15 protein-coding genes and 3 tRNA genes are annotated in these 21,699 nt (G+C 59.5%); 3 read left to right on the top strand and 15 right to left on the bottom strand.

Annotation, left to right across the window (positions count from 1 at the left end; genetic code table 11):
* Positions 1–49 precede the first annotated feature (49 nt).
* From rpoC to ACEUCR_RS18135, 12 genes are all read right to left on the bottom strand, one after another.
* Positions 50–4,354: a DNA-directed RNA polymerase subunit beta' gene (gene rpoC / locus ACEUCR_RS18190; RefSeq protein WP_041997849.1), complete on the bottom strand. Its 4,305-nt coding sequence runs from the start codon at positions 4,352–4,354 to the stop codon at positions 50–52.
* 91 nt (positions 4,355–4,445) lie between these two features.
* Positions 4,446–8,474: a DNA-directed RNA polymerase subunit beta gene (gene rpoB / locus ACEUCR_RS18185; RefSeq protein WP_408791733.1), complete on the bottom strand. Its 4,029-nt coding sequence runs from the start codon at positions 8,472–8,474 to the stop codon at positions 4,446–4,448.
* A gap of 222 nt (positions 8,475–8,696) precedes the next feature.
* A complete protein-coding gene (gene rplL, locus ACEUCR_RS18180; RefSeq protein WP_041997853.1) occupies positions 8,697–9,059 on the bottom strand; it encodes a 50S ribosomal protein L7/L12 in 363 nt (120 codons plus the stop codon).
* Positions 9,060–9,110: 51 nt separating this feature from the next.
* Positions 9,111–9,611 carry a 50S ribosomal protein L10 gene (rplJ, locus tag ACEUCR_RS18175; protein WP_041997855.1) on the bottom strand — a complete coding sequence of 167 codons (501 nt, stop codon included), beginning with the start codon at positions 9,609–9,611 and terminating at the stop codon, positions 9,111–9,113.
* A gap of 249 nt (positions 9,612–9,860) precedes the next feature.
* Positions 9,861–10,562 carry a 50S ribosomal protein L1 gene (rplA, locus tag ACEUCR_RS18170; protein ID WP_041997857.1) on the bottom strand — a complete coding sequence of 234 codons (702 nt, stop codon included), beginning with the start codon at positions 10,560–10,562 and terminating at the stop codon, positions 9,861–9,863.
* A 4-nt stretch (positions 10,563–10,566) separates the two neighbouring features.
* The gene (gene rplK, locus ACEUCR_RS18165; RefSeq protein ID WP_016352267.1) at positions 10,567–10,995 is read right to left on the bottom strand and encodes a 50S ribosomal protein L11; all 429 of its coding nucleotides are present in this window, start codon (positions 10,993–10,995) and stop codon (positions 10,567–10,569) included.
* A 134-nt stretch (positions 10,996–11,129) separates the two neighbouring features.
* Positions 11,130–11,681: a transcription termination/antitermination protein NusG gene (gene nusG / locus ACEUCR_RS18160; protein WP_041997860.1), complete on the bottom strand. Its 552-nt coding sequence runs from the start codon at positions 11,679–11,681 to the stop codon at positions 11,130–11,132.
* Positions 11,682–11,690: 9 nt separating this feature from the next.
* Positions 11,691–12,062, bottom strand: coding sequence for a preprotein translocase subunit SecE (gene secE / locus ACEUCR_RS18155; protein WP_041997862.1), 372 nt, complete (start codon positions 12,060–12,062; stop codon positions 11,691–11,693).
* A gap of 60 nt (positions 12,063–12,122) precedes the next feature.
* Positions 12,123–12,199 (bottom strand) — tRNA-Trp (locus ACEUCR_RS18150).
* A 52-nt stretch (positions 12,200–12,251) separates the two neighbouring features.
* Positions 12,252–13,436, bottom strand: a complete 1,185-nt coding sequence (gene tuf, locus ACEUCR_RS18145; RefSeq protein ID WP_041997865.1) for an elongation factor Tu — start codon at positions 13,434–13,436, stop codon at positions 12,252–12,254.
* Positions 13,437–13,608: 172 nt separating this feature from the next.
* Positions 13,609–13,683, bottom strand: a tRNA-Gly gene (locus tag ACEUCR_RS18140).
* 38 nt (positions 13,684–13,721) lie between these two features.
* Positions 13,722–13,806: transfer RNA gene (locus ACEUCR_RS18135), tRNA-Tyr, on the bottom strand.
* 259 nt (positions 13,807–14,065) lie between these two features.
* Here ACEUCR_RS18135 and coaA point away from each other — a divergent pair.
* A complete protein-coding gene (coaA, locus tag ACEUCR_RS18130) occupies positions 14,066–15,004 on the top strand; it encodes a type I pantothenate kinase (protein ID WP_041997867.1) in 939 nt (312 codons plus the stop codon).
* A 62-nt stretch (positions 15,005–15,066) separates the two neighbouring features.
* Here coaA and birA read toward each other — a convergent pair whose 3' ends face one another.
* Together birA and murB are read right to left on the bottom strand one after the other, a co-directional pair.
* A complete protein-coding gene (birA, locus tag ACEUCR_RS18125; RefSeq protein ID WP_408791730.1) occupies positions 15,067–16,032 on the bottom strand; it encodes a bifunctional biotin--[acetyl-CoA-carboxylase] ligase/biotin operon repressor BirA in 966 nt (321 codons plus the stop codon).
* Positions 16,029–17,063 carry a UDP-N-acetylmuramate dehydrogenase gene (gene murB, locus ACEUCR_RS18120; RefSeq protein WP_408791728.1) on the bottom strand — a complete coding sequence of 345 codons (1,035 nt, stop codon included), beginning with the start codon at positions 17,061–17,063 and terminating at the stop codon, positions 16,029–16,031. Before murB ends, birA begins: the two co-directional genes overlap by 4 nt.
* Positions 17,064–17,261: 198 nt before the next feature.
* Between murB and ACEUCR_RS18115 the strand changes: the two genes are divergently transcribed.
* Together ACEUCR_RS18115 and ACEUCR_RS18110 are read left to right on the top strand one after the other, a co-directional pair.
* On the top strand, positions 17,262–17,915 hold the full coding sequence (locus ACEUCR_RS18115) for a potassium channel family protein (protein ID WP_041997873.1): 654 nt from the start codon (positions 17,262–17,264) through the stop codon (positions 17,913–17,915).
* Positions 17,912–19,270 carry a TrkH family potassium uptake protein gene (locus ACEUCR_RS18110; protein ID WP_111874209.1) on the top strand — a complete coding sequence of 453 codons (1,359 nt, stop codon included), beginning with the start codon at positions 17,912–17,914 and terminating at the stop codon, positions 19,268–19,270. Before ACEUCR_RS18115 ends, ACEUCR_RS18110 begins: the two co-directional genes overlap by 4 nt.
* A gap of 76 nt (positions 19,271–19,346) precedes the next feature.
* Here ACEUCR_RS18110 and ACEUCR_RS18105 read toward each other — a convergent pair whose 3' ends face one another.
* Complete coding sequence (locus tag ACEUCR_RS18105; RefSeq protein ID WP_408791726.1) at positions 19,347–21,347, bottom strand: DNA topoisomerase III; 2,001 nt, start codon at positions 21,345–21,347, stop codon at positions 19,347–19,349.
* Between the last annotated feature and the right edge of the window lie 352 nt (positions 21,348–21,699).

Genomic DNA, 21,699 nt, shown 5'->3' with positions numbered 1-21,699 from the left:
CAAAAAGGGCTCCTTGCAGGAGCCCTTTTTCAATCACGACAACGGAAGATTACTCTTCGTCGAAGCTACCGGATGCGTTGAGCAGATCCGCCAGATTTTGCTGGGCTTCATCGGCTGTCACCTGGGGCACACCGACAGCACGGGCTGCGGCGGCACGCTGGTTGATCCGGCTGTGGTGGTAGGCAAAGCCGGTACCAGCCGGGATCAGACGACCCACGATCACGTTCTCTTTCAGGCCACGCAGTTCGTCACGCTTGCCGCCAACGGCCGCTTCGGTCAGAACACGGGTGGTCTCCTGGAAGGAGGCCGCGGAGATGAAGGACTCGGTGCTCAGAGATGCCTTGGTAATCCCCATCAGGATATGACGGTAGGTGGCCGGGACCTTGCCCTCGGCAACCAGCTTACGGTTGGCAATCTTGACGCGAGCCACTTCAACCTGTTCGCCTTCGATCAGGTCGGTATCGCCGGCACTCAGGATCTCGCACTTGCGCAGCATCTGACGCACGATGACTTCGATGTGCTTGTCGTTGATCTTAACGCCTTGCAGACGGTAAACGTCCTGCACTTCGTTGGCGATGTAGTTGGCGACCGGGCTGATACCACGCAGACGCAGGATGTCGTGTGCAGACTCGGGACCGTCCGCCAGCACTTCACCCTTCTCAACTTTTTCACCTTCGAACACGTTCAGGTTACGCCACTTCGGAATCATCTCCTCGTAGATATCGCCACCATCGGTCGGGGTGATGACCAGACGGCGTTTGCCCTTGGTCTCTTTCCCGAAGGAGATGGTGCCGGAGATCTCGGCCAGGATAGCCGGTTCCTTCGGAATACGTGCTTCGAACAGATCCGCAACGCGCGGCAGACCACCGGTGATGTCCTTGGTACCGCCGGATTCCTGCGGGATACGCGCAACCGCGTCACCCACACCCACGTTGGCACCATCTTCCAGGTTGACGATCGCCTTGCCCGGCAGGAAGTACTGGGCGGCTACGTCGGTACCCGGGATCATCACATCCTTGCCGTTCAGGTCGACCAGTTTCACGGTCGGACGCATCTCTTTACCGGCGCTCGGACGCTCGTTGACATCCAGCACGACGATAGAGGAGAGACCGGTCAGCTCGTCGGTCTGACGGGTGATGGTCACACCATCGATCATGTGTTCGAACTGGAGGCGCCCCGCCACTTCGGTGATGATCGGGTGGGTGTGCGGATCCCAGTTCGCCACGGTTTCACCGGCCGTCACGGCCTGACCGTCTTTCACTTCCAGCACGGAACCGTAAGGCAGCTTGTGGCTTTCCTTGGTACGGCCCATCTCGTCCATGATGGTCAGTTCGGTAGAACGGGAGGTGATAACCAGCTTGTCTTCGCTGTTGTGAACGAACTTGGCGTTCTGCAGCTTGATGCTACCTGTGTTCTTGACCTGGATGCTGCTCTCGGCAGCGGCACGGGATGCGGCACCACCGATGTGGAAGGTACGCATCGTCAGCTGGGTACCCGGCTCACCGATGGACTGGGCGGCGATAACACCGACAGCCTCACCCTTGTTCACCAGGTGACCACGGGCCAGATCACGGCCGTAGCAGTGAGCACAGTTACCGAAGTCGGTCTCACAGGTGATGGCAGAACGTACCTTCACGCGGTCAACGGAGTTGCGCTCCAGCAGGTCACACAGCTGCTCGTCGAGCAGGGTGTTGCGTGCTACCAGCACTTCGTCTTCGGTGCCCGGCTTGATCACGTCATCGGCCACCACACGGCCCAGCACGCGCTCACGCAGCGGCTCGACCACGTCGCCACCTTCGATCAGCGGAGTCATCCACAGACCGTCGGTCGTGCCGCAATCATCCTCGGTGATCACCATGTCCTGGGCCACGTCGACCAGACGACGAGTCAGGTAACCGGAGTTCGCCGTCTTCAGTGCGGTATCCGCCAGACCCTTACGAGCACCGTGAGTGGAGATGAAGTACTGCAGTACGTTCAGACCTTCGCGGAAGTTCGCGACGATCGGGGTCTCGATGATGGAGCCATCCGGCTTGGCCATCAGGCCACGCATACCGGCCAGCTGACGGATCTGGGCGGCGGAACCCCGCGCCCCGGAGTCGGCCATCATGAAGATGCTGTTGAACGAGGCCTGCTCTTCCTCTTCGCCCAGGGAGTTGACGTTACGCTCTTTGGACAAGTTCTCCATCATGGCCTTGGAGACGCGCTCGTTGGCGCTGGCCCAGATATCGATAACCTTGTTGTAACGCTCACCCGCGGTCACCAGACCGGACAGGAACTGGTCCTGGATCTCGGCAACTTCGGCTTCGGCTGCCGCAATGATGTCTTTCTTGGCATCCGGGATGACCATGTCATCGATACCAACGGACGCACCGGACAGGGCCGCGTAATGGAAACCGGTATACATCAGCTGGTCAGCGAAGATGACGGTGTCCTTCAGGCCCTGCTTGCGATAGCAGGTGTTCAGCAGACGGGAGATGAGCTTCTTGCCCAACGCCTTGTTGGAGACGCACTTGATCCAGTTCTGCGGATTGGCATCGAGATCGGCCTGTTCGGCGGCAGTCAGCACCTTGGGCTCGTCGATCAGGGCGTATTCCATGCCTTTGGGCAGGATCAGGCTCAGGATCGCACGACCGACCGTGGTGTTCTTCATCTCGGTGTGTTCACGCAGGGAACCGTCTTCCTGACGCAGGTATTCGGTAATGCGTACTTTCACACGAGCATGGAGATCGGCCAGACCGGCGCGATACACTTTCTCGGCTTCTTTCGGGCCGGCCAGCACCATACCTTCGCCTTTGGCGTTGATACGGGCACGGGTCATGTAGTACAGACCCAAGACCACGTCCTGAGAAGGCACGATGATCGGCTCACCGGAGGCAGGCGACAGGATGTTGTTGGTAGACATCATCAGGGCGCGCGCTTCCAGCTGGGCTTCCAGGGTCAGCGGTACGTGGACCGCCATCTGGTCACCATCGAAGTCCGCGTTATACGCAGCACAGACCAGCGGGTGCAGCTGAATGGCCTTGCCTTCGACCAGAGTCGGTTCGAATGCCTGGATACCCAGACGGTGCAGAGTCGGTGCACGGTTCAGCAGAACCGGGTGCTCGCGGATCACTTCGTCCAGGATATCCCAAACGACAGCTTCTTCGCGCTCCACCATCTTCTTGGCGGCCTTGATAGTGGTCGCCAGACCGCGGGTTTCCAGCTTGCCATAGATGAAGGGCTTGAACAGCTCCAGCGCCATCTTCTTCGGCAGACCGCACTGATGCAGACGCAGGGTCGGGCCTACGGTGATAACGGAACGACCGGAGTAGTCGACACGTTTACCCAGCAGGTTCTGACGGAAACGACCCTGCTTACCCTTGATCATGTCGGCCAGGGATTTCAGCGGGCGCTTGTTGGAACCTGTGATGGCACGACCGCGACGGCCGTTGTCCAGCAGCGCATCGACGGACTCTTGCAGCATGCGCTTTTCGTTGCGCACTATGATGTCCGGTGCAGCCAGGTCCAGCAGACGCTTCAGGCGGTTGTTACGGTTGATCACGCGACGGTACAGATCGTTCAGATCGGAGGTCGCGAAACGGCCGCCGTCCAGCGGTACCAGCGGACGCAGGTCCGGCGGCAGCACGGGCAGCACTGTCATGATCATCCACTCCGGCTTGTTGCCGGACTGCAGGAAGGCTTCCATCAGCTTCAGACGCTTGGTGGTCTTCTTGCGCTTGGTCTCGGAGTTGGTCTGATCCAGCTCCTCGCGCATGGTCTTGACTTCACCTTCCAGATCGATGGCGCGCAGCAATGCCAGGATTGCTTCGGCACCCATCTTGGCGTCGAATTCGTCGCCCCACTCTTCCAGTGCGTCCAGATAGTTCTCTTCGGACAGCATCTGGCTGCGCTCGAGGTTGGTCATGCCGGGTTCGATAACCACATAGGATTCGAAATACAGCACGCGCTCGATGTCACGCAGGGTCATGTCCAGCAGCAGACCGATACGGGACGGCAGGGACTTCAGGAACCAGATGTGGGCAGTCGGGCTGGCCAGCTCGATGTGGCCCATGCGCTCGCGACGGACCTTGGTCTGGGTCACTTCTACGCCGCACTTCTCGCAGATCACACCACGGTGTTTCAGGCGCTTGTACTTGCCGCACAGACACTCGTAGTCCTTCACCGGTCCGAAGATACGGGCGCAGAACAGACCATCGCGTTCCGGCTTGAAAGTCCGGTAGTTGATGGTCTCAGGCTTTTTGACCTCACCGAATGACCAGGAGCGGATCATGTCAGGAGAGGCCAGACCGATCTTGATACTGTCAAACTCTTCGGTCTTGGTCTGAGCCTTCAAAAACTTGAGTAAGTCTTTCACGTGTTTCCCCTGTCAGGAGTCTAACCTCGGCGCCCCTGCTGCCAAAACAGCGGGGCGCCCACGTCAATTCTCGAACAATAAGAGCGGACTCTTACTCTTCGTCCAGCTCGATGTTGATACCCAGAGAGCGGATTTCCTTCAGCAATACGTTGAAGGATTCGGGCATGCCCGGCTCCATACGGTGGTCGCCATCCACGATGTTCTTGTACATCTTGGTACGGCCGTTCACATCGTCAGACTTGACGGTCAGCATCTCTTGCAGAGTGTATGCCGCACCGTAAGCCTCCAGGGCCCACACTTCCATCTCACCGAACCGCTGACCACCGAACTGCGCCTTACCACCCAGCGGCTGCTGGGTAACCAGGCTGTAGGAACCGGTAGAACGCGCGTGCATCTTGTCGTCTACCAGGTGGTTCAGCTTCAGCATGTACATGTAACCCACAGTGACCTTGCGCTCAAAGGTGTTACCGGTACGGCCGTCGAACAGGGAGATCTGACCGGATTCCGGCAGGTCGGCCAGCTTCAGCAGGGCCTTGATCTCACGCTCTTTGGCGCCGTCGAAGACAGGTGTTGCCACCGGCAGGCCCTTGCGCAGGTTACCGACCAGGGTACGCACGTCGTCGTCAGACAGCTCGGCGATGTTCACTTGCTGGGTGTCCTTCTCGCCCAGGTCATAGACCTTCTGCAAGAACTCACGCATCTCGTGCAGTTCGCGCTGTTCCTTGATCATGCGGTCGATCTTCTCGCCGATGCCCTTGGCCGCAAGGCCCAGGTGCACTTCGAGGATCTGACCGATGTTCATCCGGGACGGTACGCCCAGCGGGTTCAGTACGATGTCGACCGGACGGCCGAACTCGTCATGGGGCATGTCCTCGACCGGACAGATCTTGGAGATGACACCCTTGTTACCGTGACGGCCCGCCATCTTGTCACCCGGCTGGATGCGACGCTTGACTGCCAGGTAAACCTTGACGATTTTCAGTACGCCCGGCGCCAGATCATCACCCTGGATAATCTTGCGACGCTTGTTCTCGAACTTCTTGTCGAAGTCGGCGCGCAGCTCGATGTGCTGTTCGGCGATCTGCTCCAGCTCGATTTGCTTGGCTTCATCGTCGATGGCCAGTTCAAACCACTTGGAACGATCGAGCTTGTTCAGACGATCTTCGCTGTAACCGGCGGCCAGCAGCAGGTTGCGAGTACGGCCGAATACGCCGTCTTCCAGGATCTTGAACTCTTCGGTCAAGTCCTTCTTCGCTTCCTTCAGCTGCATCTCTTCGATTTCTTTGGCGCGCTTGTCTTTTTCCACGCCATCGCGGGTAAAGACCTGCACGTCAACCACGGTACCGTACACACCGTTCGGCACACGCAGGGAGGAATCCTTCACATCGGACGCCTTCTCACCGAAGATGGCGCGCAGCAGCTTCTCTTCCGGGGTCAGCTGGGTTTCACCCTTGGGGGTGACCTTGCCGACCAGGATGTCGCCGCCCTTCACTTCGGCACCCACGTAGACGATGCCGGACTCGTCCAGTTTGGACAGAGCGGCTTCACCCACGTTCGGGATGTCGGCAGTGATCTCTTCCGGACCCAGCTTGGTGTCACGGGAGATACAGGCCAGTTCCTGGATGTGGATGGTGGTCAGGCGATCTTCCTGCACCACACGCTCGTTCACCAGGATCGAGTCTTCGAAGTTGTAACCGTTCCACGGCATGAAGGCGACGCGCATGTTCTGGCCCAGCGCCAGCTCACCGAGATCGGTGGACGGACCGTCAGCCAGTACGTCACCGGCCATCACCGGCTCGCCCAGCATCACGCACGGACGCTGGTTGATACAGGTGTTCTGGTTGGAACGGGTGTACTTGGTCAGGTTGTAGATGTCGATGCCGGCTTCGCCAGGCAGCAGCTCATCTTCGTTGACCTTGATAACGATACGGGAAGCATCGACATAGTCGATCACGCCGCCACGCTTGGCCACCACGGTCACACCGGAGTCAACGGCCACGGCGCGTTCCATGCCGGTACCTACCAGCGGCTTGTCGGCACGCAGGGTCGGCACGGCTTGACGTTGCATGTTCGAACCCATCAGGGCCCGGTTCGCATCATCGTGTTCCAGGAAGGGGATCAGGGCCGCTGCCACAGAGACGATCTGTTGTGGGCTCACGTCCATGTACTGGATCTGATCGGCGTTCATAAAGGTGGATTCACCCTTGTGGCGGCACGGGATCAGTTCATCTTTCAGGCGACCATCTTCGCTGACTGCCGCATTGGCCTGAGCGATGACGTACTTGCCTTCTTCGATGGCAGAGAGGTAATCCACTTCGTCGGAGATCAGACCGTCGATGACCTTGCGGTACGGGGTCTCGAGGAAACCGTACTCGTTGGTGCGGGAATACACGGACAGCGAGTTGATCAGACCGATGTTCGGACCTTCAGGGGTCTCGATGGGGCACAGACGACCGTAGTGAGTCGGGTGTACATCTCGAACTTCGAAGCCGGCACGCTCACGGGTCAGACCGCCCGGGCCCAGCGCGGAGATACGGCGCTTGTGAGTCACTTCGGACAGCGGGTTGTTCTGGTCCATGAACTGGGACAGCTGGCTGGAACCGAAGAACTCTTTGACCGCGGCGGAGATCGGCTTGGCGTTGATCAGATCCTGCGGCATCAGGGTGTCGAGGTCGCCCAGGGAGAGACGCTCTTTCACCGCACGCTCGACACGGACCAGACCGACACGGAACTGGTTCTCGGCCATTTCACCGACGGAACGGATACGACGGTTACCCAGGTGGTCGATATCGTCCACCTCGTCATTGCCGTTACGGATGTCGATCAGGCGCTTCATGACTTCGACGATGTCGTCTTTGGTCAGGGTGCCCACGCCGGTCTCGTCTTCACGGGACAGACGGCGGTTGAACTTCATCCGACCCACGGTAGACAGGTCGTAACGCTCGGAAGAGAAGAACAGGTTTTCGAACAGCTGCTCTGCCGCTTCGCGGGTGGGCGGCTCGCCCGGACGCATCATGCGATAGATCTCGACCAGCGCTTCCAAACGGTTGGAACTGTTGTCGATACGCAGGGTCTCGGACATGTAGGCACCGTGGTCCAGTTCGTTGGTGAACAGAACCTCGAAGTGCTTGAAGCCGGCTTGGGACAGGTTGGCGATCGCTTCCAGGCTCAGGGCCTGGTTGGCGGTCACGACCATTTCGCCAGTCTGGGGATGTGCGTAGTCCTTGGCTGCAACTTTGCCAACAACATACTCCACCGGCACCTCGATCTGGGTGATGGCGTCTTTTTCCAGCTGACGGATGTGGCGGGCGGTGACACGACGACCGGTTTCGACCACTACAGTGCCATTGGCAACGATGTCGAAGGTCGCGGTTTCGCCACGCAGGCGCTCGGGCACCAGATCCATCATCAACTTGCCATCCTTGACTTCGAAACCTATGGTCTCGAAGAAGGTGGCCAGGATTTCTTCGGAGCTGAAGTCCAGGGCGCGCAGAATGATGGACGCCGGCAGTTTGCGACGACGGTCGATACGGACAAACAGGTTGTCTTTCGCATCGAACTCGAAGTCCAGCCAGGAGCCACGGTAGGGAATAACGCGGGCGTTATACAGTACCTTACCGGATGAATGTGTTTTGCCTTTATCGTGGTCGAAGAAGACGCCCGGGCTGCGGTGCAGCTGGGAGACGATGACCCGCTCGGTACCATTGATGACAAAGGTGCCGTTTTCGGTCATGAGCGGAATTTCGCCCATGTAAACTTCTTGTTCCTTGATGTCTTTGACGGTGCCGGCAGCTGCTTCACGGTCGTACAGAACCATACGAAGCTTGACACGCAGCGGCGCGGAGTAGGTCACTCCACGGATCTGGCATTCTTTTACGTCAAATACCGGCTCACCCAGGCGATAGCTGACATACTGAAGCTCAGCACTACCGGAGTAACTGGTGATCGGGAAAACGCTACGGAAAGCGGCCTCTAGGCCATATTCACCTTCCGGGTCAGCCTCGATGAACTGCTTGAAGGAGTCCAGCTGAATGGACAACAGATAAGGCGTGTCCAGTACCTGGTCTCGCTTACCGAAGTCCTTACGAATGCGTTTTTTTTCGGTATAAGAGTAAACCATAGGGTTCCTCAGCTCGCTGATAAGTGACCCACTCTGTCCCGCAGGACAGCTCTGTCTCAACACCGTTTTGTGTTGACCGGGCGAAAGTGCGGCCCGGTTTGCTGGTGCACCGAGAGTCGCAAACGGTGTGAAAATGCTCTCAGTCTACAGCGCAAAAAGGCTGGTGAACAAAAATTCACCAGCCCTAGCCTGTTTTATCAGGCTAATCTACATGAATGCAGATTATTTGATCTCAACAGAAGCACCGGCAGCTTCCAGCTCTTTCTTCAGAGCTTCGGCTTCGTCTTTAGCGATGCCTTCTTTCAGGTTAGCCGGGGCAGCTTCAACCAGATCTTTGGCTTCTTTCAGGCCCAGACCGGTAGCGGCACGAACGGCCTTGATGACGGCAACTTTGTTGGCACCGGCAGCAGTCAGAACTACGTCGAACTCGGTTTTCTCTTCTACTGCTTCAGCAGCCGGACCGGCAGCAACAGCAACAGCGGCAGAAACACCGAACTTCTCTTCCATAGCTTCGATCAGCTCAACAACTTCCATTACGGACATGGAAGCAACGGCTTCGATGATTTGGTCTTTAGTGATAGACATGACAAAAATTCCTGATGTTGAATAAACTCAAACAGCCTAAATAGGTAAGAATCAAGCAGCAGCTTGCTTCTGATCGCGGACAGCAGCGATAGTACGAACCAGCTTGCCAGCAGAGGCTTCCTTCATGGTAGCCATCAACTTCGCAATTGCTTCATCGTAAGTCGGCAGGGTAGCCAGACGATCAATTTGTGCTGCGGCGATAAACTCACCGTTAAAAGCGCCAGCCTTGATTTCGAACTTTTGGTTCGCTTTGGCAAACTCTTTGAACAGACGAGCGGCAGCGCCCGGGTGTTCGTTAGAGAAAGCAATCAAGGTCGGACCGGTCAATACGTCGTTCAGGCACTCGTATTCGGTACCTTCTACCGCGCGACGCAGCAGGGTGTTACGCACAACGCGCATGTACACACCGGCTTCACGAGCGGTTTTACGCAGGACGGTCATCTTGTCGACAGTCACGCCACGGGAATCGGCAACAACTGCGGACAGTGCGCCTTTGGCAGCTTCGTTGACTTCAGCAACAATTGCCTTTTTGTCTTCGAGTCCTAATGCCATTGGCTTAGCTCCTGGATTGAATCTGGGCCACCGAGACCCAGTACTGATACATCCCCCTGTTGCCAGAGGGAACGATGCGGTGGCAGGATTCCAGAAGAGAAAAGTCTTTCTCGCTGGGTTTCCGGCACCGTCTACGCAGGAAATATTAAGGCGTTGCCGCCTCCTGCGGTCTTGGACGGAGGTCGAAACCCCCAACCAATCAAGGCGCAAAATTATAGATTAAATTTTGCGCCTTGTAAAACCCATCAATTAGGCCTGAGCTTCCAGGGAAGCTTGGTCTACGGCAACACCGGCACCCATGGTGGTGGAGATGCTGACTTTCTTGATGAAGACACCTTTGGCGGAAGAGGGCTTGCCTTTTTTCAGGGCAACCAGCAGCGCTTCCAAGTTTTCTTTCAGCTGAACTTCGTTGAAAGAAACCTTACCCAGAGTGGTATGGATGATACCATTCTTGTCATTACGGTAGCGGACCTGACCGGCTTTGGCGTTCTTGACGGCCTCGGCAACGTTCGGGGTCACGGTGCCCACTTTCGGGTTAGGCATCAGGCCACGCGGACCCAGGATCTGGCCCAGTTGACCAACAACGCGCATGGCATCCGGGGATGCGATCACGACGTCGAAGTTCATCTCGCCTTTCTTGACCAGCTCGGCCAGGTCGTCCATACCAACCAGGTCAGCACCGGCAGCCTTGGCAGCTTCGGCGTTGGCACCCTGGGTGAATACGGCAACGCGAACGTCACGACCGGTACCGTGCGGCAGCACAGTGGCGCCACGAACGTTCTGGTCGGATTTACGAGCGTCGATACCCAGGTTGACAGCAACGTCAACGCTTTCAACGAACTTGGCAGTGGCCAGTTCTTTCAGCAGGGCAATGGCTTCGTTGATGCCGTACTCTTTGGTACCGTCAACTTTTTCGCGAATAACGCGCATACGCTTGGAAATTTTAGCCATTGTCTTAATCCTCCACTACCAGACCCATGGAACGAGCGGAGCCTGCGATGCAACGTACTTTTGCATCCAGATCGGCACCGGTCATGTCCGGCTCTTTGGTCTTGGCGATTTCTTGCAGCTGAGCAACAGTCACCTTACCAACCTTGTCTTTGTTCGGCTTGGCGGAACCAGACTGGATACCAGCGGCTTTCTTCAGCAGGAAGGAAGCGGGCGGAGTCTTGGTTTCGAAGGTGAAGGAACGGTCGCTGTAAACGGTGATCACGACCGGAGTCGGTGAACCTTTTTCCAGCTTCTCTGTACGGGCGTTGAATGCCTTACAGAATTCCATGATGTTGACACCGTGCTGACCCAGGGCCGGACCGACGGGGGGGCTTGGGTTGGCACTGCCAGCTTTAACTTGCAGCTTGATATAAGCTGTGACTTTCTTAGCCATTACAAAAATACCTCAAAAATGGGTTCAAACGCCTCGGAGACTTGCTCCTGCAAACGGCTCCCCAGCTAATAAAGGGGCAGCGAATTATAGAGATAATCGCTGCCCCTGACAACCGTTAAACGTACAGAATTCAATCAGCCCTTTTCGACCTGACCAAAATCCAGCTCGACCGGTGTCGAGCGGCCAAAGATCAGGACGGAGACCTTTACGCGGCTCTTTTCGTAATCCACTTCCTCGACGGTACCGTTGAAATCCGCGAACGGACCATCGGCAACACGCACCATCTCACCCGGCTCAAACAGGGTCTTCGGACGTGGCTTGTCGTGGGAGTCTTGCAGGCGATTGAGGATGGCATCGGCTTCCTTGTCGGAAATCGGCGCCGGGCGGTCGGAGGTGCCACCGATGAAGCCCATTACACGCGGTACGTTACGCACCAGGTGCCAGGTGGTTTCATCCATCAGCATCTGAACCAGCACATAGCCCGGGAAGAACTTGCGCTCGCTCTTGCGCTTCTGGCCGGCACGCATCTCGACCACTTCTTCGGTCGGCACCAGCACTTCGCCAAACATGTCTTCCATGCCATGCATCTTGATATGTTCACGCAGAGACTTTGCAACCCGGCCTTCATAGCCGGAGAATGCCTGTACGACATACCATCTCATGCGTTGTTCACGTTGTTCAGTCATGGCTAATCCTTACACGCCGGTAATCAAGTTGACCAACCAGACCAAGGCGCCGTCCAGAACGAACAGCAGCAAGCCCATGATGGCGGTCACCGCCAGCACAATCAGGGTTGTCTGAATGGCTTCCTGACGGGTTGGCCATACGACCTTGCGGACTTCCAGGCGAGACTCACGGGCGAAAGCCAGTGTTGCCTTACCCTTGGTGGTTTGCAGGGCTACCGCACCAGCGACAGCAATGACAACGACCACACCCAAGGCGCGGACGGCAGCGGCTACATCGTGCAGCAGGTAGTTACCCACTACAGCGGCCGCCAGGATAATGAAAACCAGGCCCCAAAGCAGGGTATCCTTGCTTCCGCCCTGATTCTCAGAACTCACACTCATACAACCTACCTGTATCTGACGTTACCAAAGACACAAAAGCCCCGTACGAGACGAGGTGCATGGCAGGGGCGGAGGGATTCGAACCCCCAACCATCGGTTTTGGAGACCGCTGTTCTACCAATTCGAACTACGCCCCTGCATAAGAAAGCCCCTATTATAGGGGCTTTGCTTTATTTATGTAAGCCAAGATTAAGCGATAACTTTGGCTACAACACCAGCACCTACGGTACGGCCACCTTCACGGATGGCGAAACGCAGGCCGTCGTCCATCGCGATCGGGGCGATCAGGGTGACAACCATCTTGATGTTGTCGCCCGGCATTACCATCTCTACGCCTTCCGGCAGTTCGATGGTACCGGTCACGTCGGTGGTACGGAAGTAGAACTGCGGACGGTAGCCTTTGAAGAACGGGGTGTGACGACCACCTTCTTCTTTGGACAGCACGTACACTTCGGATTCGAACTTGGTGTGCGGCTTGATGGTGCCCGGCTTGGCCAGTACCTGACCACGCTCCACGTCTTCACGCTTCACGCCACGCAGCAGCGCGCCAACGTTCTCACCGGCACGGCCTTCGTCCAGCAGTTTGCGGAACATTTCAACGCCGGTACAGGTGGTCTTGGTGGTATCTTTGATACCAACGATTTCCACTTCTTCACCAACCTTCACGATACCGCGCTCTACACGACCGGTTACTACGGTACCACGGCCAGCGATGGAGAAGACGTCTTCGATTGGCATCAGGAACGGCAGGTCGATCGCACGCTCCGGCTCCGGGATGTAGCTGTCCAGGTGGCCAGCCAGTTCCAGGATCTTCTCTTCCCATGCGGCGTCGCCTTCCAGCGCTTTCAGCGCGGAACCACGGATCACCGGCAGGTCATCACCCGGGAAGTCGTACTCGGACAGCAGTTCGCGAACTTCCATCTCGACCAGTTCCAGCAGCTCTTCGTCATCGACCATGTCGCACTTGTTCATGAACACGATGATGTAAGGTACGCCTACCTGGCGGCCCAGCAGGATGTGCTCACGGGTCTGCGGCATCGGGCCGTCAGTCGCAGCAACCACCAGGATAGCGCCGTCCATCTGGGCAGCACCGGTGATCATGTTCTTAACGTAGTCGGCGTGACCCGGGCAATCTACGTGGGCGTAGTGACGGGTCGGGGTGTCGTATTCTACGTGGGAGGTGTTGATGGTGATGCCACGCTCACGCTCTTCCGGGGCCTTGTCGATCTGGTCGAAGGCGAAGGCTTTACCGCCGTAGTGCTTGGCCAGCACGTTGGTGATGGCTGCAGTCAGGGTGGTTTTACCGTGGTCAACGTGGCCGATGGTACCCACGTTAACGTGCGGTTTACTACGCTCAAATTTTTCTTTAGACATGATCGTCCCTCTAAACTAACGCTGAGTACGCGGTGGCAAGCTAACCACAGAACAGTTTATATGATGGATTTGAATTGGGTGGGAAAGAGAGGCTGGTACTGACTGGCCGATTTGAACTGCCGACCTCACCTTAGGTGTGACTCTCGGCATTGCCTGAGCCATATCAGCATCTTGGAGCGGGCAGCGGGAATCGAACCCGCATCATCAGCTTGGAAGGCTGAGGTAATAGCCATTATACGATGCCCGCATTTCTCTAACCCAAAGAACTCAAACCGCAGAGAAATATGGTGGAGGGAGAAGGATTCGAACCTTCGAAGGCAGAGCCGTCAGATTTACAGTCTGATCCCTTTGGCCACTCGGGAACCCCTCCATACTCGATTGTCACAACGGTAATTCTGCTTGCACCCGTTGTTTTGTCGCTCTTGTCTAGCAAATAGACGACTGACATCTAAGCGTCGCGCATTTTATTGTAAGGTTTTTGGTGATGCAACTGTTGCGCTCGGCAAAATGGCGATTATTGCCGGCATCCCGCCAAAAAACCGGCCCTGGCCGCACGATCCTGACGTGTCCCTTGTCGCTCTCCCCCCCTTGGTGTATGGTCGCCCAGCCCCAGAAACAGTGATGAACCCATGACGACAGAGCACAACCCCTATCTGCAATTTACCCGCGAACAGTGGGCTGTGTTGCGCGATGCAGTCCCCCTGACCCTGACCGAGCCCGCGCTCAAGACCCTGCAGGGCATCAACGAAAAGGTATCGCTGCAGGAGGTGGAAGAGATCTATCTGCCCCTCTCCCGCCTGCTCAATCTCTACGTCAAGGCCAAGCAGCGCCGCAGCCGGGTGCTGGAGCAGTTTCTCGGTCAGTCCCGGGGCAAGGTGCCCTATGTGATCAGCATCGCGGGCAGTGTGGCGGGGGGCAAGAGCACCACGGCCCGCATCATGCAGGCCCTGCTGGAGCGCTGGCCCGAACACCCCAGGGTGGAGCTGGTCACCACGGATGGCTTTCTCTACCCCAACAAGGTGCTGGAAGAACGTGGCCTGATGCGGCGCAAGGGCTTTCCCGAGTCCTATGACATCCGCCGCCTGGTGGAGTTTGTCGCCGACATTCGCGCCGGACACGAGCGGGTCGAGGCCCCCGTCTATTCCCATCTGATTTATGATGTCATCCCCGACGAGACCAAGGTGATCGAGCAGCCGGACATCCTGATCCTGGAGGGGCTCAACGTGCTGCAAAGCGGCATGGATTACCCGCAAGACCCCCACAGGGTCTTCGTCTCGGACTTCGTCGACTTCTCCATCTATGTGGATGCGGATGCCGACCTGCTGCGCACCTGGTATATCGAGCGCTTCCTCAAGTTTCGCAGCGGTGCCTTCGCCGACCCCGACTCCTACTTCCATCACTATGCCAAGCTGGCGGAGAGCGAGGCGACCCGGATCGCCGGCAATATCTGGCAGGAGATCAACTATCTCAATCTGCAAGAGAACATACTGCCGACCCGGGAGCGGGCCAATCTGATCCTCACCAAGGGGGCGGAACACGCCATCGAGCAGATCAAGCTGCGCAAATAACCGCAGCTGTCGGTAAACGAAGAGGAGGCCCGCAGGCCCCCTCTTCCGTTATCTGGGTCTCCTCAATCCCCCCGACGCAGGGATAGCTCCCCCCCCAGGTAGAATTTGATCCCCTCCCCCGTTTCCAGTCGCAGAGCGCCACGATCATCTATGCCACGGGCGATGCCCCGGATCTCCTGCTCCCCCATCAAAAGGCGCACCTGCCGGCCGGCGAAGTGATCGAGCCGGTTCCAGGCCTCGACGAAACTGGCCAGCCCGTGCAGCTCGAAGGTCTGCATCGCCCGTTGCAGGTGGGTTATCATGCGGGCGGCCAGTTGATTTCTATCCACCAGCTCAGGCTGGATATGGCGCAGCTCGGCCCAGGCCTGATCTATCTTCTCCCCTTCCCGGCTCGGCATCGCCAGGTTGAGGCCGACCCCGATCACCAGGTGGCAGCTGGCCCCTGCACTGCCGCTCATCTCCACCAGGATCCCGGCCAGCTTGCGCCCTTCATAATAGAGGTCGTTCGGCCACTTCAACTCCACCCCGGGATAGCCAAGGGATTCGAGCGCCTCGACCACGGCCACCCCCACCGCCAGGCTCAATCCCATGGCGGCCGCCATACCTTGCTCGAGCCGCCAATACATGCTGAGCAGCAGCTGGCAACCGAATGGCGAGACCCAGGGCTTGCCGCGCCGACCCCGCCCTGCAGTCTGGCATTCGGCCAGGCAGCTCTCGCCAGAGCGCAGTTGGTTGACCCGCTCCAGCAGATACTGGTTGGTGGAGTCGATCACCGCAAAGCTGTGGATGGGGGCCAGGGGCGCCAGACCCTGCAGCAGATCCCGATCGTAGAGCGCGAGGGGGAAGGCGAGGCGATACCCCTTGCCGGTCAGGCTGAACAGATCCAGCCCCAGCCCCTTGAGCGCCGCCATGTGTTTGCTCACCGCCGCCCGGCTGATGCCAAGCTGCTCGCCGAGCTGCTCGCCCGAGTGAAACTGGCCGTCGCTGAGCAGGCCTATCAGGGTCTGGCGGATCGACGTCAGGCTCATGCCAGCACCTCGTCGAGCCAGGTCTCGCCACTGGCTCCCATGAAGCGCACCTCGTGCTCCAGCAGGACCCCGAAGCGCTGCTGCACCGCATCGCGCACATGGGCGGCCAGGGCGATCAGTTCTACAGCCGTCGCGCCGCCGCGGTTGACCAGCACCAGGGCCTGCTGCCCATGGACCTGGGCGCCGCCGATGGCGAACCCCTTGAGGCCGCACTGATCGATGAGCCAGCCCGCCGCCAGCTTGCTCTGCCCCTCCCCGGCCCCATAGACGGGCAGCGTCGGCCATCTCTCCTTGAGGGCATCGGCCTGGGCCGCGGACACCACGGGATTCTTGAAAAAACTGCCGGCATTGCCGAGCACGGCCGGATCCGGCAGCTTGGCCATGCGGGTGGCGCAGACAGTCTCGAAGATGGCCTGCGGGGTGGGCGCCGCCAGGGCGCCCAGGGGGCCATAGCCGAGCACGGGCAGCCAGGCCTTGGGGAGCGCCAGCCCCACCGCGGTGATCAGGTGACTCTCTTGATAGTCGTGCTTGAAGATGCTGTCCCGATAACCGAAACGGCACGCCTCGGCCGGGATCCGCTCCTGCTGGCCGGTATGCCAGTTGAAGGTGTCCACATGACGACAGAAGGAGGCCAGCTCCACCCCGTAGGCGCCTATGTTCTGCACCGGAGCGGCGCCCACAGTACCCGGGATCAACGCCAGGTTCTCCAGCCCGGGCATCCCCTGGGCCAGGGTGTGACAGACCAGCTCATGCCAGGATTCGCCGGCAGCAACCTGCAGCAACCAGTGATCCCCGCCATCCTCCACCTGGATGCCCCGCAGGCGATTGTGGATCACCAGCCCCTCGAAATCGCAGGTGAACAGCAGATTGCTGCCCCCGCCCAAGATGAGACGTGGCTGACCCAGAAACTCGGGGGTCGCCATCAGGGAGGGCAGCTCGTCCACCCGGGTGAGTTCGGCCAGCCAGCGGCAGCGGGCCGCGAGGGAGAAGGTATTGAGGGCCGACAAGTCGGCGTGAGCGGTGAGTTTCATCTGCGGGTCCCGGCAATGACAGGCCGCCAGTCTACCTCAACTGGGTTCGAGGCGAGAAATCCCGTGGCCGATCGTCCCACGCCCGCCTTCGCCCCCGAGCCATGGCGATGCCGATATGGCCCCCGGCAGGGCGAGCCCCCTTTGCGGACTCACACGGCTGGTTTAGAGTAGAAAACTCACCCTCCTGAAGGACAACTGATGAACAACCAATTTGCCGTGATTGGCCTGGGACTGTTTGGCACCGCCCTGTGCGAAGAGCTGGAGCGTCAAGATGCCGAGGTCCTGGCCATCGACATCGATGAGGTGAGGACCCGCCAGGTGGCCACCTTCTGCAGCCATGTGATAGTGGCGGACGCCACCGACGAGAACACGGTCGCCGAACTGGGCCTGGCCGAGTTTGACATCGTCTTCGTCGCCATCGGCGACAGCCTAGAGACCAGCATACTCACCACCCTCGTCTTGAAGGAGGCGGGAGTGAAGAAGGTATGGGTCAAGGCCCGCGACAAGTTCCACGCCAAGATCCTGAAGAAGGTCGGGGCGGACAAGGTGATCAATCCCGAGTGGGACATGGGCCGCCGCGTCGCCCAGAGCATGTTCGATACCCGGCTGGTCGACTACCTGGAGCTGGGGCACGACATGGTGCTGACCGAATTCGTGATCGGCCTGCAACTCAACGATCGTACCCTGGCCGACCTGGATCTGCTGCAACAGACCGAGTTTCAGCTGCTGGCGATCAAGCGGGGGCAGACCCTCCACAACGTGCTGACCGGCACCCTGACCCTGGCCCTCGGCGATATCCTGATCCTGGCGGGCAACAAGCATGCCATCGACCGCTGGCTGGACAAGCAATGAGCTCCCTGTGGCGTGATACCTACACCTTCGCCATCCGCCCGGATAATGCCTCCCGCTGGAGCGAGCCCAAGCTCATCCTCGGCAGTTTTCTGGCCATACTGGCGGTGGGCACCCTGTTTCTGGCCCAGCCCTCCAGTCATTATGGCGAGGTAAGCTTCATCAATGCCCTCTTCACCGCCACCTCGGCCATCAGCGTGACCGGGCTGGGGGTGGTGGACACCGGCAGTGCCTTCACCCTGCAGGGCCAGCTGTTCCTGCTGGTGCTGATGGAAATTGGCGGTCTGGGGCAGATGACCATGACTGTGCTGTTGCTGGCCCTGCTCAGCAAGCGGGTCGGGCTGCGCCAGCAGGTGCTCGCCAAGGAGGCCCTGGGTCAGGAGGGGTCGATCAACATAGTGCGTCTGGTCAAGCGCATCATAGTGTTCGCCTTCCTGGCCCAGCTGATCGGCGCCGCCATCATGGCCCTGCGCTGGGTGCCCGAGCTGGGGTGGCATCATGGCCTCTACGTCAGCTTCTTCCACGCCGCCTCGGCCTTCAACAACGCCGGTTTCTCGCTGTTTGCCAACAATCTCATGGACTACCGGGACGACCCCCTCATCAGCCTGACCATCTGCGCCCTGCTGATCCTGGGGGGCATAGGCTTCACCGTCATCATGGATCTGGTGCGCACCCGCAAATTTCGCAAGCTCAAACTCCACAGCAAGCTGATGCTGGTGATGACTCCGGCCCTGCTGCTGGTCGGGACCCTGATGTTCTGGCTGCTGGAGCACAACAATCCGGGCACCCTGGGTGGCCTCACCCCGGGCCAGCAGTGGCTGGCCGCCTTCTTTCAGTCCGCCAGCGCCCGCACCGCCGGCTTCAACACTGTAGACCTGGGTCAGTTCGGCCCACCCGCCCTGCTGTTCATGATGATGCTGATGTTCATCGGCGCGGGGACCACCTCCACCGGGGGCGGCATCAAGGTCACCACCTTCGCCGTGGTGGTACTGGCGACCCGGGCCTTCCTCACCAAGCGGCCCCATGTCACCGCCTTCGATCGCACCATAGCGCCCCAGGTGGTGACCCGATCGCTCGCCATCATCATCGTCAGCGCCATGGTGCTGATGCTGGCCATGTTCCTGCTGATGGTGACCGAGGATCTGCCGTTCGACCGCATCATGTTCGAGACCATCTCGGCCTTTGCCACCGTGGGGCTCAGCACAGGGATCACGGCCCAGCTCAGCGAGCCGGGCAAGCTGATCCTGGTATTGGTTATGATCTGTGGCCGTCTCGGCCCCCTGACCCTGGCCTTCATGCTGGCCAGGCCGAGCGAGACCCGCATCCGCTATCCGGAAGAGAACGTGCACACCGGCTGACCGTCTGCCACATGACAACGCCGCAATACCAACGGGGCCCGAGGGCCCCGTTGGTATTGCGCTTTGACCTTGTTCCTCAGGCCGCCTTCCCCTTGCCGGCCCTGCGCGGTGCACCGCGCCCCGTCGACGAGGTGGCGGAACCGGGTTTGGTGCCGGGCTTCCTGCCCCGCCCCGCAGCGGCCGACTTGCGTTTCGGGAAGGAGCGACGCCCGGCGCTCTCCTTAGGCAGACCGCTGAAATCGGCCCCCGAGCTGTGGCGAGCCCCCTCAATCAGGTCATTGAGCTGCTCGGTGAGTGGCCCCATGAAGTGCTGGTAACTGCCATGACGCTCGGCAATCTGGCCCAGGCTCTGCTCCCACAGCGCCGTCATGTCCGGGGTGGTGGCACTCTCGGGCAAGGCCTGTACCAGGGCGCGGCCGGTCGGGGTCGCCTTGATGCTCTTGCCCTGGCGATGCAGAAACTGGCGCTTGAACAACAAGTCTATGATGCCGGCCCGGGTCGCCTCCGTGCCCAGGCCATCCGTCTCTCTGAGCGTCTTGCGGATCTCGGGATCCTGTACGAAGCGGGCTATCCCCGTCATGGCGGCCAACAGGCTGGCATCGGTGAAGGCCTTGGGAGCCTGGGTCATCTTCTCCAGCAGCTCGCCCCGCTCGCAGAGCAGTTGCTCCCCCTCTTTCAGGGCAGGCAGGGTGCCGGCCTTCTCTTCGTCGTCCTCTTCTTCCACCCCGAGCAGCGCCTTCCAGCCAGCCTTGACGATGCGCCTGGCCTTGGCCTGAAACAACCCCCCCTCGATGCGCAGCAGCACCCGACTGTCGTTGTACTCGAACGGCGGGTAGAACTGCAGCAGATATTGGCGCGCCACCAGGCCGTAGATCTTGTTCTCATCCGCCGACAGAGTGGCGCCGTTGCCCTGTTTCTCGGTGGGGATGATGGCGTGGTGGGCATCCACCTTGCTGTCGTTCCACGCCTTGCTGCGCAGGCTGCCATCCGCCTCGGCCACGGCGCTGGCCAGCGCCGGTGCCGTGGCGGCGATGGCATCGCGCACCCGGGGGGCCCGACCGAGATGATCCCCGGGCAGGTGCCGGCTGTCGGACCTGGGATAGGTGATGAGCTTGTGGCGCTCGTAGAGGCTCTGGCAGATATCCAGCACCCGCTTGGCGTCCATGCCGAACCGCTTGGCGGCATCGATCTGCAGGCTGGAGAGGTTGTAGGGCAGTGGCGCCGCCTGTTTCCGGGCCTGCTCCTCCACCTCTTCGACCCGTGCGGCCTTGCCCGCGATGCGGTTGACCACGTTCTCGGCCAGGGCGCGCCTGAGCACCCGCCCCTCCTCGTCCTGCCAGGGCTGGCAGGCCTCTGATGGCTGCCACTTGGCGCAGAAGCGCTCATTGCCCGCGGTCGCCACATGGGCCAGCACCTCGTAGAAGGGTTTGGGGACGAAGGCCTCGATCTCGAGATCCCGGCGCACCACCAGGCCGAGCAGGGGAGTCTGCACCCGGCCGACCGAGAGCAGGGCGCTGCAACCTGCCTTGCGCCCAAGCAGGGTATAGGCCCGGGTCATGTTGATGCCATAGAGCCAGTCGGCGCGGCTGCGGGCCAGGGCCGACACCGCCAGCGGCACGAACTCCTTGTTGTCGCGCAAGCCTTCGAGGGCACGACGTACCGCAGGGGGGTTGAGATCGCTGATGAGACAGCGCTGCACCGGCCTGGACTTGGGGTAGCCGAGAAAGTCGATCACCTCGTCCACCAGCAGCTGCCCCTCCCTGTCCGGATCGCCGGCATTGACCACGCAATCGGCCCGCTTGATGAGACCCTTGATGACGGTGAGCTGGCTGCGGGTCTTGGGCTTGGCCACCAGTTGCCACTGGGCCGGGATGATGGGCAGCTGCTCCATGCGCCACTGCTTGTAGGCGGCGTCGTAGGCATCGGGCTCGGCCTGCTCCAGCAGATGGCCGATGCACCAGGTCACCACATCTCCCTGGGCCGTTTCGATGTAGCCCTCCCCCTTCTTGTGAGGTTTGGGCAGCACATCGGCGATGGCACGCCCCAGGCTGGGTTTTTCCGCGATGAAGAGTCGCATGGCTGATACACCTGAATACTGTATATGTAGCCAGTATACCCAGTCCGCCGACAAAGCCCAAGTCGGCTCCGGCGGGCGGGCAGCGACCGATACGACTCGTCGTGACGCAGCGTCCGGGCAGCTTGGACTAAGCTGCTGAAGACTGCCCGCCCCATGGGAGCGGCAGGCTGCCGGCGCAGACATCCCGGCCTGGCGCTAGAAGGGACTCATTTGTGAAAATTATTCAGCATTCCTATATGCTATGAATTAAGAATCAGAATAATAACGACTTTTTGGATTTCGCAATGATGGGTGTCAAGCTTTCATCTGGCGCCAACTACTACCATATGGGTATTAACCACCTAGGAACTGC

Source organism: Aeromonas bivalvium (assembly GCF_046078285.1).
GTDB lineage: Bacteria > Pseudomonadota > Gammaproteobacteria > Enterobacterales > Aeromonadaceae > Aeromonas > Aeromonas bivalvium.
This window is presented reverse-complemented; position numbering and strand designations above follow the sequence as displayed.